The organism is Methylorubrum populi (assembly GCF_002355515.1).
Lineage (GTDB): Bacteria > Pseudomonadota > Alphaproteobacteria > Rhizobiales > Beijerinckiaceae > Methylobacterium > Methylobacterium populi_A.
This window is the reverse complement of record NZ_AP014809.1, coordinates 3,268,241-3,281,749: the sequence shown is the minus strand read 5'-3', so window position 1 is coordinate 3,281,749 and position 13,509 is coordinate 3,268,241. Positions and strand designations below refer to the sequence as shown.

The 13,509-nt window shown below is 68.5% G+C and carries 12 protein-coding genes; 3 read left to right on the top strand and 9 right to left on the bottom strand.

Annotated features, from left to right (window positions below; genetic code table 11):
* Positions 1 to 68 precede the first annotated feature (68 nt).
* Positions 69 to 842, bottom strand: a complete 774-nt coding sequence (locus tag MPPM_RS15055; protein WP_096485737.1) for an N-formylglutamate amidohydrolase — start codon at positions 840 to 842, stop codon at positions 69 to 71.
* A 194-nt stretch (positions 843 to 1,036) separates the two neighbouring features.
* On the opposite strand from MPPM_RS15055, the gene MPPM_RS15050 reads away from it, so the two are divergent.
* Together MPPM_RS15050 and MPPM_RS15045 are read left to right on the top strand one after the other, a co-directional pair.
* A complete protein-coding gene (locus MPPM_RS15050; RefSeq protein WP_096485736.1) occupies positions 1,037 to 2,350 on the top strand; it encodes a glycerate kinase type-2 family protein in 1,314 nt (437 codons plus the stop codon).
* Entirely contained in the window at positions 2,316 to 2,804 is a 489-nt protein-coding gene (locus MPPM_RS15045; protein WP_096485735.1) for a DUF1036 domain-containing protein, read from the top strand. Before MPPM_RS15050 ends, MPPM_RS15045 begins: the two co-directional genes overlap by 35 nt.
* A gap of 297 nt (positions 2,805 to 3,101) precedes the next feature.
* On the opposite strand, the gene MPPM_RS15040 is transcribed toward MPPM_RS15045, so the two are convergent.
* A complete protein-coding gene (locus MPPM_RS15040; protein ID WP_096487866.1) occupies positions 3,102 to 3,959 on the bottom strand; it encodes an outer membrane protein in 858 nt (285 codons plus the stop codon).
* Between the two features lie 372 nt (positions 3,960 to 4,331).
* Here MPPM_RS15040 and pyk point away from each other — a divergent pair, with 372 nt between their 5' ends.
* Positions 4,332 to 5,768: a pyruvate kinase gene (pyk, locus tag MPPM_RS15035; RefSeq protein ID WP_096485734.1), complete on the top strand. Its 1,437-nt coding sequence runs from the start codon at positions 4,332 to 4,334 to the stop codon at positions 5,766 to 5,768.
* Here the strand turns inward: pyk and MPPM_RS15030 are convergent.
* The 7 genes from MPPM_RS15030 to pufM form a co-directional block, all read right to left on the bottom strand.
* A complete protein-coding gene (locus MPPM_RS15030; protein ID WP_096485733.1) occupies positions 5,765 to 6,760 on the bottom strand; it encodes an alpha/beta fold hydrolase in 996 nt (331 codons plus the stop codon). The genes pyk and MPPM_RS15030 overlap by 4 nt on opposite strands.
* Positions 6,761 to 6,770: 10 nt before the next feature.
* Positions 6,771 to 7,373 (bottom strand): tetratricopeptide repeat protein, encoded by a 603-nt coding sequence (locus MPPM_RS15025; RefSeq protein ID WP_096485732.1) that lies wholly within the window; start codon positions 7,371 to 7,373, stop codon positions 6,771 to 6,773.
* Between the two features lie 75 nt (positions 7,374 to 7,448).
* Positions 7,449 to 7,574, bottom strand: coding sequence for a type B 50S ribosomal protein L36 (gene ykgO, locus MPPM_RS15020; protein WP_017486015.1), 126 nt, complete (start codon positions 7,572 to 7,574; stop codon positions 7,449 to 7,451).
* A gap of 153 nt (positions 7,575 to 7,727) precedes the next feature.
* A complete protein-coding gene (locus tag MPPM_RS15015) occupies positions 7,728 to 9,074 on the bottom strand; it encodes an HlyD family type I secretion periplasmic adaptor subunit (protein WP_096485731.1) in 1,347 nt (448 codons plus the stop codon).
* Positions 9,074 to 10,855, bottom strand: a complete 1,782-nt coding sequence (locus MPPM_RS15010; RefSeq protein ID WP_096485730.1) for a type I secretion system permease/ATPase — start codon at positions 10,853 to 10,855, stop codon at positions 9,074 to 9,076. The genes MPPM_RS15015 and MPPM_RS15010 overlap by 1 nt, the downstream gene beginning before the upstream one ends.
* A 454-nt stretch (positions 10,856 to 11,309) precedes the next feature.
* The gene (pufC, locus tag MPPM_RS15005; protein WP_096485729.1) at positions 11,310 to 12,401 is read right to left on the bottom strand and encodes a photosynthetic reaction center cytochrome PufC; all 1,092 of its coding nucleotides are present in this window, start codon (positions 12,399 to 12,401) and stop codon (positions 11,310 to 11,312) included.
* Positions 12,398 to 13,384, bottom strand: coding sequence for a photosynthetic reaction center subunit M (pufM, locus tag MPPM_RS15000; RefSeq protein ID WP_096487865.1), 987 nt, complete (start codon positions 13,382 to 13,384; stop codon positions 12,398 to 12,400). Before pufM ends, pufC begins: the two co-directional genes overlap by 4 nt.
* Positions 13,385 to 13,509 lie beyond the last annotated feature (125 nt).

The window sequence follows — 13,509 nt, the reverse complement described above, 5'->3', positions numbered from 1 at the left end:
GGATCGGACATGGTGCGGCTCTCTGTGTCGATCGGATGCCGCAGAGGTCGTCCCGCCAGGCGGTGGCGTCAAGCGGCCGGGCGCAGCATCGGCCCCAGGATGCGGGCGAAGCGTTGCGCCCACTCCTCCTGGCCTTCCGGCCCGCCGATGAGATCTTGGCGGATCTCGATCAGAGCGTTGGGCAGGCCTCGGGCGGTGGCGTGCCGATCAATCGTATCGCCCGGCAATCCGCCGCCATAGGGCTCGTTGTCTCCGACGCACAGGCCCGCAGGGTCGGCCTTCAGCGCCTCGATGATCAGGCGGCTCAAGCCCGCGTCCCGATCGTAGAGAACGCCGACCTGCCACGGGCGGGCGATCGTGCGCCAGAACGGCGTGAAGCTGTGCATCGTGACGATCATCGGGCGCATGCCGGCCGCTTCCGCCGCCGCGACCGCCTCGTCCACGGCGCGGTCGAAAGGCACGTAGAAGCGCCGGATCCGCTCGGCCACGCCGGCCGCGTCGATGCGGGCATTGCCCGGCACGATCGCGCCGTCGGACAGGCGCATCACCAGGGTCGGGTCGAGCCGCCCCCGGTTCGGATCGATGATCAGACGCGAGAATTGGGTCAGCACGGCCGGCACGCCGAGCCGGGCGGCGAGCCGGCGGGTCACTTCCGCGGCGCCGATGTCGTAGGCGATGTGGCGGGAAAATTCCGGTTCCGGAACCCCAAGGCGCGCGAGGTCGTCCGGCACCGCGTTCGAGGCATGCTCGCAGACGAGAAGGAGACCACGGGACGGATCGCCCTCGATACGCTCCACAGGATGTTCGGGGAGGGTTTGAATCTCGGGTTCGACGGACAGCATAGGCGGATATCTGGGCCGGCGCGGCCGGATCGGAAGGGGTCGGCCCGGTATGGCAGGCCCGCGAGGCGGATGGGCCGCGCCGCGGTCAAAAAGAATGCTCCGCGGCACGAAAGTTTTGTGAAACCGCGAAGGCTTGCCGACACGGCAGCGCTCGGGCAAGCAAACGCTCAAACAAGAACCGTGCGAGGACGCTCATGACTGCCCCTGTCCCGACCGATCCGGCCAATGCGGAGCGTCGCGCCCTCCTCTCGTCGATCCTCGACGAGGCGATCGCCGCCGCCCATCCGCGCAAGTGCCTCGTCGGGCATCTGCCGGCACCAACGCCCGGGCGGCTGATCATCCTCGGTGCGGGCAAGGCCGGCGGCAGCATGGCCGCGGTGGCGAGCCGGTTCTACCGCCAGGAACACGGCGTGCCGGAGGATCGTATCATCGGCCTCGCGGTGGCGCGGCACGGCTACGGCGAGGACGCGCCCGGCATCCGCATGGTCGAGGCGGGCCACCCTGTCCCCGACGCGGCCGGTATCGAAGCCACGAAGGAGGCCCTGTCCATCGCCGCGAGCGCCGGTCCGGAGGACGAGGTCCTCGTGCTGCTCTCCGGCGGCGGCTCCGCGAACTGGATCGCGCCGGCCGGCAACCTGACGCTCACGGAAAAGCAGGCGATTACCAAGGCGCTGCTGCGCTCGGGCGCGCCGATCAACGAGATCAACGCCGTGCGCAAGCACCTCTCGCGCATCAAGGGCGGCCGGCTCGCGGTTGCCGCGCGGAACGCGAAATCGATCCTGACGCTGGCGATCTCGGACGTGCCGCACGACGATCCGTCCGTGATCGCCTCCGGCCCGACCGTGCCGGATCCTTCGACGCTGGCGGACGCGCGGGCGATCTGCGAGCGGCGCGGCATCAGCCTGCCCGACTCGGCCTTGGCCCTTCTTAACGATCCGGCCAACGAGACGCCGAAGGCGGGCGATCCGGCTTTCGCCAGGGCCGAGTACCGCATCATCGCCCGCCCGATCGATGCCCTGGAAGCCGCGGCCGAAGCCGCGCGCCGCGCCGGCTACGAACCGGTGATGCTGGGCTCCGATCTCGAAGGCGAGGCCCGCGAGGTTGCCGCCGAACACGCGCGGCTGGCACTCGAGGCGAAGCAGGCCGGCCGGCGCGTGGCGCTGATCTCGGGCGGCGAACTTACCGTCACCATCCGCGGCGAGGGTGACGGTGGGCCGAACCAGGAATACGCGCTGGCGCTGGCCCTCGCTCTCGACGCGGCCGAGGGCATCGCCGGGATCGCTGCGGATACAGACGGCACCGATGGCGGGCGCGGCGCGGCGACCGATCCGGCAGGCGGCCTCGTCGATGAGACAACGCTGGCGCGGGCGCGCGCCGCCGGGCTCGATCCGCAGGCGATGCTGAAGGACAATGATTCGACGCGATTCTTCGCGACAATCGGCGATCTCGTTCAGCCGGGCCCCACCCGTACCAATGTCAACGATTGTCGCGTCATCCTCGTGGGCTGAAGCCCCACCCGAAGCTCGCCGCGCCCGGCGGGCCCTCCTGGGCTTCGGCCTCGCGGCGGGCCTCGCCGCCCTCCCCTTCCCGGCCCTCGCCGATCTGCGCCTGTGCAACCAGACCGCCAGCAAGGTCGGCGTGACGCTGGGCTACCGCGATGCGCAGGGCTGGGTGACGGAAGGCTGGTGGGAGTTGAAGCCGCGCAATTGCGAAACCCTGCTTCGGGGATCGCTGGCGGCGCAGTTCTACTACATCTATGCCGTCGACTATACGCGCGGCGGCGAGTGGAGCGGCCGGGCGATGATGTGCACCCGCGACACCGCCTTCACGATTCGTGGTGTCGAGGATTGTCTCGCCCGCGGCTTCGACCGCAACGGCTTCATCGAGGTCGATACCGGTCAGCAGCGGAACTGGACGATTCAGCTCTCCGATCCCGGGCAGCCGCTCGCCGGCGGACCGTGAGGCGGAGGCCAGCGGGCCAGATCTGAGCGGCTTCAATCGTCGCGGCTCTCCTCACGGATTGGTCAAGTCGCGCAGGAGCGAGCGTGGCCCGCGGTTTCCAGTCTCTTCTACTGTGCGCGAAGCCACCCAAGACCGCTTTCCAGTCAGGTCGCCCTGAGCCCGTCTCCCCGCCCGCGCCGGCTTGGCGGATCCATACGACCGAACGCGTTCGATCGATCACCGGGATGTTTGCCCCGCAAACGAAAACGGGCGCCCCTCGGGGCGCCCGCCATTTCCGATCAATGATCGAAACGAGGCTCAGAGACCGCCGAACTTGTAGTTGAAGCCGGCGCGGATCAGGCTGCCCTCGGTCGAGAAGCGCGAGGTATAGGAACCGCCCGGGCCGCCCGGAACCGAACCGACCAGAACGTTGCGGCTGCCGAGATCGTAGCGGATGTACTCCGCCTTGATGGTGACGTCGGACTTGATGCCGAGGTAGCGGCCGATGGAGAAATAGGTCAGGAAGCTGTCGGCCGGGATCGCGTACTCGATGCCGCCGCCGTAGTTGTAGCCGGTCTCGAAGATCTTGCGACCGCCGCCGGTGTACTGCAGCAGGGTGGCGCCCGGGTTGTAGAAATCCGCGCCGTAGCTGACGTGACCGAAGGCGAGACCGCCGGTGCCGTAGACCAGGAACCGGTCGAAGGCGTAGCCGAGCTTACCGTTGACGGTGCCGAGGAAGTCGAGGTTCTGCGTGTAGACGCTGGCATTGCCGACGACCGGGTTCGGCGTGCCGTAGAAGCCGGTCCGCTTGTCGAGGTCGAGCCAGGTGGCGTCGAAGGCGACGCCCGCCACGAAGCCGGAGCCGGGGGTGAACTGAACATTGTAGCCGAAGCCGCCGCCGATGCGGGAGAAGCCGTCGACCTCGCTCTTGATCGAGGCGGCCCGGCGGCCGAGCGCGACGTTGGCGGCCGTGAAGGGATCGTTGCCGCGGGTCTGGATATTCGGGTTGTCGGTGAAGGCGTAGCCGGTGTGCAGGCCGGCGTAGAAGCCGGTCCAGGTGAAGACCGGGACCGGGGTGAAGGCGACCGGCGGAGCCTCACGGCGGGGCAGGTCGGCGGCAAGGGCCGCGGTGGTCGCGAGCGCTGCGGCGCTACCCAGGAGGAGAGCTCTGATCACGGTGAGGATCGCCTTTTTGGATGTGCTGATTTCAATGCTCACGCTAGCAGCGTTGCGGCCAAGCTGCCTATGACTTTCCAGCAACACGCAGCCTGGATGCCGCACCAGTTGCGTTCACGAAATGTTAAACCTGCAAGTACCGTGAAGTTAAAAGGCCAAACGAACGAGCTTTCGAAGCAGAGGTTCCCGCCGTCCAAAAATTCATGACACAGGTTCGTGGTGCGGCCTTGACCTTCGGGGCCGGGCGATGCTTCTGGCCCGCAAGCCCCCGTCCGGCCAACGGCACCATCTCATAAGGTGCCGCGCATCCGCCGGGCCGTTCCCGCGCGCGATGTCCGCGACCTGCGGGTCCAGCGGGTGTTGGAGGCTCCATTGAAGCGCTCGCGCCGCACCAAGATCGTCGCCACTCTCGGCCCGGCATCCGACACGCCGGAGATGATCGAGAAGCTGTTTCACGCCGGAGCGGACGTGTTCCGGATCAATATGAGCCACTTGGCCCGCGAAAAGCTGCCCGAGCGGATCGAGGTGATTCGCACCATCGAGCGCGAGGCCAAGCGGCCGATCGGCATCCTCGTGGACCTTCAGGGGCCGAAGCTGCGGCTCGGCACCTTCGTCGGCGATGCGGCCGAGCTCGAGAACGGGCAGACTTTCGTGCTCGACTCCGATCCGACGCCGGGCAATGCCGATCGCGTCTATCTCCCTCACCCCGAGATCCTGACGGCGCTGGAACCCGATCACGGAATTCTGATCGACGACGGCAAGCTCCGCCTCGTCGTCACCGAGGTGAGCGAGGGACGTGCTGTCACCCGTGTCGAGGTCGGCGGGCGCATCTCGAATCGCAAGGGCGTGTCGCTGCCCCACACCGTATTGCCGCTGCCGGCGATGACCGAGAAGGATCGCGGCGATCTCGAAGCGGGTCTCGCCGCGGGGGCCGACTGGATCGCCGTCTCCTTCGTGCAGCGGCCGGAGGACGTGGCCGAGGTGAAGAAGGTCGCCGCCGGACGCGCCCAGGTGATGGCCAAGATCGAGAAGCCGCAGGCGCTCTCGCGCCTCGACGAGATCATCGAGATTTCCGACGGCATCATGGTCGCCCGCGGCGACCTCGGCGTCGAGATGCCCCTCGAACAGGTGCCGGGGGTGCAGAAGCGGATCACCCGCGGTGCGCGCCGGCTCGGCAAGCCGGTCGTCGTTGCGACGCAGATGCTCGAATCGATGATCACCGCGCCGGTGCCGACCCGCGCCGAGGTGTCGGACGTCGCCACCGCTGTCTACGAGGGCGCGGATGCGGTCATGCTCTCGGCCGAGAGCGCCGCCGGCCAGTTCCCGGTCGAGGCGATCGGCACCATGAGCCGGATTGCCGAGCAGGTGGAGCGTGACGCGCTGTACTGGTCGATTCTGATGGCGCAGCGCTCCGAGCCGGAGCCGACCGCCTCCGACGCCATCGCCGCCGCGGCGCATCAGATCGTCGAGGCGCTCGGCCTGCGCTCGATCATGGCGTGGACGCATTCCGGCTCGACGGTTCTGCGGCTGGCGCGCGCGCGGCCCAATGCCAGCGTCATCGCCCTGACGCCGAAGCGCGAGACGGCGCGGCGCCTCACCATGGCCTGGGGCGTGCACCCGATCGTCACCAAGGATGCCAGCGACGTGGACGACATGGCGTTCCGCGCGGCGAAGTTCGCGGTGCGCGAGCGCTTCGCCGAGATCGGCGATCGGGTCATCGTGGTGGCGGGCGTACCGTTCGGCATTCCGGGCGCGACGAACATGGTGCGCATCGCCTTCGTCACCCGCGAGCACGCCGAGCGGGCCTAACGCGACACCGCCTCCGCTAGGGCCTCGACCTCACGCACCAGCCGGTCGGGGGCGGTATAGGTCACCATGTGTCCGGCGCCCGGCAGCACGACCTGCCGGGCGTGCGGCATTGCCCGGCTCAAGGGATCCGCCTGCAGGCGCGTTTGGACGATCGGGTCGGCATCACCGGCGACGATCACGCTCGGGACGCCGATCGTTCCGTAGCGTGGCGCCTGCTCGGCGAGGGCGGCGGGAAGCCCGGCGAGATCCTGAATGTTGGCGAGCGCGGGTCCGGGCCGGAGGATCAGCGGCGCGCGGCTCGCCTCGATGTAACCGTCCACCGCAGGCTCCGGCCGAAAGACGCTGACCGCGACCGAGGGCAGGTAGTACAGGCCGAGCGGCACGGCGACGGTCCGCGTCAGCAGCCACGTCATCGGCGGTGTCAGGGCAATTCTCGCCCACCAGGGCAGCGGGCGGGACGGGAACGGCATCGCCACGGGTGCGACGAGGACGAGTCCCGCGACCCGTGCCGGCCGGTCGAGAGCCATCCGCAGGGCGAGTGCGCCCGACCACGAATGGCCCACGAGAATCACCGGCCCGATCCCGAGCCTGTCGAGGGCCTGTCCCAGCGCCCTGCCCTGGAAGGTCGGTGAGGCGGCCTCCGCGCCGGCGATTCGGTCGCTGTTGCCGTATCCCGGCCGATCGAAGGCGATGACGCGGAAGCCCGCCCGGGCGAGGTGGCGCCCGACGCCCTCCATCGGGTCGCAGGCGTTGGCCGAGGCGCCGTGGAGCAGAACGACCGTGGCCCGGGCGCCCTCGACAGGCCCGTCCTCGACATAGGCGATTCGGCCGCCCTCGATCTCGACCCTGCGGTCGGTCCCCGGAAAGCGGGCCTCGACGCGCCAAGCGATCAACCGCGTCGCGACCGCCGCGCAGACGAGAAGCAGCGCCACGAGGCCGATGGCCGCCGCGGCGAGGCCGGCGGCGAAGCGCAGGAGGTCGGCAAGGTTCACGACGCGCGCTTCAGAGGTCGCGTCCCTCGACCTCGGGCGTCAGCCGCTCGATCGCCTTCTTCAGCACGTCCCATTGCGGGTACAAGGCTTCCGCGCGGCGGAAGGCATCGAGGGCGCGTCGCTTGTCGTCCTGGGCGAGGTAGAGCTTCCCCAGCGCCGCCCACGCCTCGAAATGGCGCGGCTCCAGCACGAGGGCGCGCTGCAGGTCGGCGATGGCGGTAGACGAGTCGGAAAGGCGCCAGAACAGGGTCGCCCGCCGGCTCCAGCCCTCGGACCAGTTCGGCTCCAGGGCGACGGCGCGATCCATCAGTTCGACGGCGAGAGGCAGATCGTTGCCACCCATCGCCTGCCGGGCGCGGTCGGAGAGGAGATCGGCCGTCGCGCTGCCGGATCGGCCGAGACGGCGCTCGATCAGGGTGGCGATCGCCTTGGCCTCGGTCTCGTCCCCGGCCTGCTTCAGGCGGGTGTAGAGATCTTCCAGGCTGACAGGCGGGTGCGCCTTGCGCTCCTTCTCGGGGCGCGGCTTGTCGGCCGCCGGTGCCGGCTGGCCCGTGCTCGCGAGGGCAAGGCCGAGGCAGAGGGCAGTCAGGAGAGGCGTGCGGCGGGCATCCATGGGTCCGGAGCTTCCACCCCGAACCCGGCTCCCGTCAACGCGCTTCGGTGCCGCGTCTGCCGCGCGGCGAACCGATCAGCCCTGGCGGGCCTTGAAGCGCTTCTGGGTCTTGTTGATGACGTAGACGCGGCCCTTGCGGCGCACGAGCTGGTTGTCGCGGTGACGGGCGCGCAGCGACTTGAGCGAGTTGCGAATCTTCATCGGTCTCACATCGGCACGGATTCGAGACCGGCCGCCTGTTGTTCAAGGTGTCTCGAAGGGACGGAGCGCCGCGAGGACGCTCCGGCGATGACGTCAGCGACATCGCGGGGAGGCGGTCGCCTTATCAGACAACCCGCCTGCGAGGCAAGATTGTCAGCGCTCGCGCCACGCTTTGGCGATCTGATCGGTCAGCGGTTTGGTGAGATAGGACAGCACCGAGCGCTCGCCGATCTGAGTGTAGGACTCGACCGGCATGCCCGGCACCAGACGCAGACCCGCGAGCCGCTCCTTCTGATCCTCGCGGATGCGGATGCGCGCCGTGTAGTAGGTCTGGCCGGTCTTGGGGTCCTGAGTCACGTCGGCCGAGACCCGCACCACCTCGCCGTCGATCTCCGGCGTCGTGCGCGTGTTGAAGGCGGGGAAGCGCAGCACCGCCTTCTGCCCGACCCGGACGTTGTCGATGTCCTGCGGCTGAACCCGCACCTCGACGAGGAGCTGGTCCGAGGCCGGCACGATCAGCATCGCCGGCTCGCTCGGGACCACGAGACCGCCCACCGTGTGCACGCTCATCTGGTGCACGAACCCGTCCTGCGGCGCGCGCAGCTCGACCCGCTTGAGCTGGTCCTCGGCGGCCACGCGCTTCTCGCGAAGCTCTGACCACTTGCCGCGAATCTCGGCCAGATCCTTGCCGACCTCGGTGCGCATCTCCCCGTCGATCTGGATGATCTGCAGCTCGGTCTCGGCGATCTTGCCCCGGGCGGAGGCGGTGGAGGCGACGAGCTGGCCGCGCTCGCCTTCCAAACGAGCGGCATCGCGCTCGAGCGCCGTCACGCGCGAGAGCGGCACGAGGTTCTTGGCGTAGAGGTCGCGCACGCCGGTCAGCTCGTGGCCGATCAGGTTGATCTCGCGGTCCTTGGCCGCCGCCTGCTTGGTCAAGCCGGCAATCTCCTGGCGGAGCTGGTCGACCCGCTCGCGCAGCTGCGCCTTCTGGCCCTCGCGGCCGGCGACGCGGGAGGCGAACAGGCGCGATTCGCCGTCGATCAGCCGGGTGACGGTGGCGTCGCTGTCGATGCGGGCCACGAGTTCGGGCGGAAAGGCGATGGTCTTGAAGCCATCACGCTCGGCCTCGTCGCGGGCGCGGCGGGCAGCCAGCTCGTCCATCGCCTTGAGAACGATGTCGAGATTGGCCCGGGTCTGGGTCTCGTCGAGGCGGATCAGCACGTCGCCAGCGGCGACCCGCTGCCCCTCGCGCACCAGAAGTTCACCGACGACGCCGCCAGTGGGGTGCTGGACCTTTTTCACATCAGTCTCGACCACAAGTTGGCCCGGCGCGATCACCGCCGCCGAGATGTCGGTGAAGACGGCCCAGCCGCCGACGCCGAAGACGAGCGCGATCGAGAGGCCGATCGCGACGGCGAGGTGGCGCCGGATCGAGCCGTGGGCGACGGGCCGCGGCAGCGCCGGAGCGAGACCACTGAGGGGGGCAAGCGTCGAGGACATCAGGCACTCTCACGAATCGTGGGCGCGTCGGCCTGCGCGGCCGAGGACTCGGCGGCGACGGGCACCGGGGTCGGCGCGGGGCGCAGCACGCGCTTGAGGATCTCGTCCTTGGGCCCGAAGGCTTGGGCGCGGCCGTCGGCCATCATCAGGATCAGGTCGAGAGCGGCCAAAGCGCTCGGCCGGTGGGCGACGACGACGCAGATGCCGCCGCGCTGACGCACACCGAAGATCGCCTGGGTCAGCGCGTTCTCGCCCTCGTTGTCGAGGTTGGCGTTGGGCTCGTCGAGCACCACGAGGAACGGCTCGCGGTAGAGGGCGCGGGCGAGGCCGACGCGCTGGCGCTGCCCGGCGGAAAGCCCCGAGCCGCCCTCGCCGATGCGGGTATCATAGCCCTCGGGCAGCCGCAGGATCAGCTCGTGAACGCCGGCCGCCTTGGCCGCCGCGATGATCGCCTCGGCCGGAGCATCCGGCTCGAAGCGGGCGATGTTCTCGGCCACCGTGCCGGCGAACAGCTCGACCTCCTGCGGCAGGAAGCCGATATGCCGGCCGAGATCGCCGCTCGTCCACTGATCGAGGGCGGCACCGTCGAAGCGGACCTTTCCGCGTACCGGCGGCCAGACGCCGACGAGGGCGCGCACGAGGGAGGATTTGCCGGAGGCGGAGGGCCCGATGATGCCGAGCCCCTGCCCGGCCCGGAGGCCGAAGCTGACATCCTGAACCACGAGCCGCGGCGTGCCGGGCGGGGCGATGCTGGCGCCCTCGACGCTGATGGACTCGCTCGGGGCCGGCAGGGCATGCGGTCGCTCGTCCTGCGGCATCCGGGCCAGCAACTCGGACAGGCGGTGCCAGCTCTGGCGCGCGGCCACGAAGCCCTTCCAGTTGGCGATCGTGAGCTCCGCCGGCGCCAGCGCGCGGGAGACGAGGATCGAGCTCGCGATGATGATGCCGGCACTGGCCTCGTTGTGGATCACGAGCCAGGCGCCGAGAGCGAGCACGCCCGATTGCAGCGCCATGCGGAACACCTTGGAGCCGGCGCCGAAGCCGCTTCCGGCATCCGCCACGGCCTGGTGCGCGTTCATGTAGTCGCGGTTGGCCGAGGCCCAACGGGCGGCGAGGCGCTCCTGCATGCCCATGGCGGCCAGCACCTCGGCGTTGCGGCGGCCGGCCTCGGCGAGGCCGTTGCGCCGCATTCCGTGGCCGGTGGCCTCCCGCGTCGGGCCCTTGCTGGCGCGATCGGTCAGGAAGGTCAGGGCGATGAGGATGCCCATGCCGACGAGGGCGGCCACACCGATCAGCGGATGGAACAGGAAACAGATGGCGAGGTAGAACGGCATCCAGGGCAGGTCGAAGAAGGCCGACGGGCCCGAGCCGGACAGGAAGGCGCGGATCTGGTCGAGGTCGCGTAGCGGCAGAAGGCCGTCGCCCTGGGTCACGCCCTTGAGCGGAGCGCGCACCACGAGATCGAAGACGCGCCCGCTCAGGGATTCGTCCAGTGCGGCGCCGATGCGGGCGAGGATGCGCCCGCGAATGGCCTCGAGCACGCCCTGGAAGGCGTAGAGCGCGAGCGCCAGTGCGGCGAGACCGACCAGGGTCGGCACGGAGCGGCTCGGAATCACCCGGTCGTAGACTTCGAGCATGAAGAACGAGCCGGTGAGATAGAGGATGTTCACCAGGCCGCTCATGACGGCCACCCCCACGAAGGCCGTCTTGCACTGCCGGAGTGCGGCGGCAATCTCGTTCTTATCGCGCCTGTCGCTCACCGTCTTTTCCCCCAACTTCATCTCAGCCCGAACAAGCCGCCGGTCCCTGCCCCGCGCGGCTCCTGTCGGACGGCAGGTCATAGCGCGAAATGCGACGAAATTTCAGCACAATAGGCATAATCCTAATGACTTAAGCCATTGTAACTAGGGTTATATTGAAAGGTGAATTAAGATAAATTGTCTTTCTCAATAATCCGACTGGACGCTACCGCGGCGCACGGGTTCGGCAGCCGGCGGTCGTTCGCCCAGCTCAGATTAGCGGCTTAAAAAAAAGTTGCTGTGACATCGGATACAAAAAATGCCGCCGGCCTGGGGACCGGCGGCATAAGGCGACAAGTGTCACTCGCCCGATGGCAGTGGTGAGCGTTGTTTCACACCGAATGCGGTTGTCCCTTCCGGATCGCCGCTCCAGATCCCCCAATGGCGCTGCGCGAGCTTGCCAACCCGGCATCCGCTTGAACGGGCGGAGCCCGGATCAGGGCGGTGGTGCGGGGGCCTGCGGGGCCGGTTCGGACGGCGCGGTCGCCAATCCGGCAGTCGACTTCGCCAGCTCGGGATAGGTCTCGACCACGTGCGCGCCCGCCAGCGGCTTACTCTGACCGTTGTGGCAGGTGGCACAGTTCAGCTTCGGCGCGTCACCGGTCGGGCCGAGGCGATTGGGCGGAAAGGTCGATGTCAGCGGCTCGATGTAGTCGCCGTTGAGATCGCGCACCATGCGGATCGCGTGCCAGGCCAGGGTGCGTTGCGGCGTGCTCTGCGACCAGTTCGAAATCGCACGGGTGTTGTGGCAGTAGGTACAGTTGACCCCGAGCGACGACGACATGTGGATCATCAGGCCGTAGGTCCGTTCGGCCGCCTGTATCGGTTTACCCTTGCTCTCGGGGAGAGCGGTCGTCGCGTTCACGCGAATCAGGTTCTCATCGACGTCCTTCTTGCCGAAGAACTCGCTCAGCGTGTCGTAGGGCAGCGAGGCGAGACCGACGGACGGCGAGGCCATGTTCTGCCCGTTGTTGCGGGCAATGAAGCCGGTCTTGTAGTTCGGCCCCGGATTCTGGAACCAGATATTGGCCGGCACGGGCTGGCCGCGGTGACAGGTGTAGCAGGTCACCCCCGCCTCGCCGACATGCTTTTCCTTCCAAGAGGTGTTGATGTGCTGCACCATCTGGATCATCCGCCGGGCGACCTGCTTCTGATAGAGGCTGTCGTCGGCCATGTTCTCAGTGTTGTGGCAGTAGGTGCAGCCCTGTTCCGGACTGACCCACTCCGTCATCGAGGTCATCAGGCGGTTGAACTCCTCCACGCTGAGATCCTTGAGGACCTTCACGTTCTCGTAGACCGCGCCGGCCTTCTCGGTGCCGGCCTCGACCGGATCGGCCGGCGCTGGCGGCAGGTTGGCCGCCTTCAGCGCCGCCGCGCCGGCCTTGGTCTGGATCTGATCCATGCCCGTGCCGCGGAAGCCGTGCTGCTGGGCGAGGATCGGCGGTTTGGTCCACCCCGCCGTGCCGAACTGAGCGATGGTGAGGAACAGGGCGACGACGGCGCCCGCGACGACGAGCAGCGTCTTCATGGCGTCCCCCCTCCTGCGCCCGGCGCGGCCAGCGGGTCGGTGATCGGCCCGTAGATCTGCGGATAGGCCGGCGCGACGCCGTGCTTCACCGCCCAGAGATACCAATTGTCCACCACGGTGCCGGTCAGCAGGATGCCGATGCCGCCGGTCAGCGTCGTCAGCACCGCGAACCACCAAGCCCAGCGGTGAACCGACTCCATCGTGGCGTTGAAGCCCATGGTCCAGCGCCAGAACAGGGCGGCGCGCTCGGTCGCGGTGCCGCGGTCCACGATCTGATCGATCTCACGCTCGGCACCGTAGCGGCTGGTGGCGAGGATCGTCCCCCCGTGCATGGCAAACAGCAGCGTCGATCCATACAGGAAGACGATCGAGAGCATGTGGAACGGGTTGTAGAACAGGTTACCGTAGCGCAGCGAGAATGCGGCGGTCCAATCGAGGTGAGGGAACAGGCCGAAGGGCACAGCCTCGCTCCAGGAGCCCATCAGAAGCGGGCGGATGAAACCGAGCACGAGATAGAGCCAGATCGCCGAGGCGAATGCCCAAGGGACATGCGTGCCGAGGCCGAGCGCGCGGGCGCGACGATACATCCGAACCCACCACAGCAGGATCGAGGCGGTGAGGAAGAAGCCGGCGATCAGCCACCAGCCGCCCTCGTTGAGCGGCGGCAACACCTTGAGACCGTACTTGGGCAGCGGCGGCTCCAGGGCCAACCAGGGGAGCTGGCGCACGAACTGGATCGGGTCCCAGTTCACGCTGGCCCACATATTGAGGCCGATGATCTCGAAGGCGATCAGGCCGCAGGCGAAGGACAGGGCGCCGAGATAGCCGCCATAGATCGGCCCGACCTGGGAATTGCCGATCAGTCCGAACAGGTAGCTGTTGAACGGCCGGCCGACGCGGGCGTCCGCCGAGATCGGAATCCCGTGCTCCGGTTCGACCGGGCGCACCTGCACCTGGGTGAAGATGTTCTGATAGTAGGCCACGGCGTCTCCCTCCATGGACCTGCGGCCGTTCGAGGAGACTCACGCCGTCTGCGGAGATCCCCGCGTCCGAAGATCGGACCTGCGCCCTCAGGCCGGCCGGCGCGGACGCCGACCAGCGTTCCGTT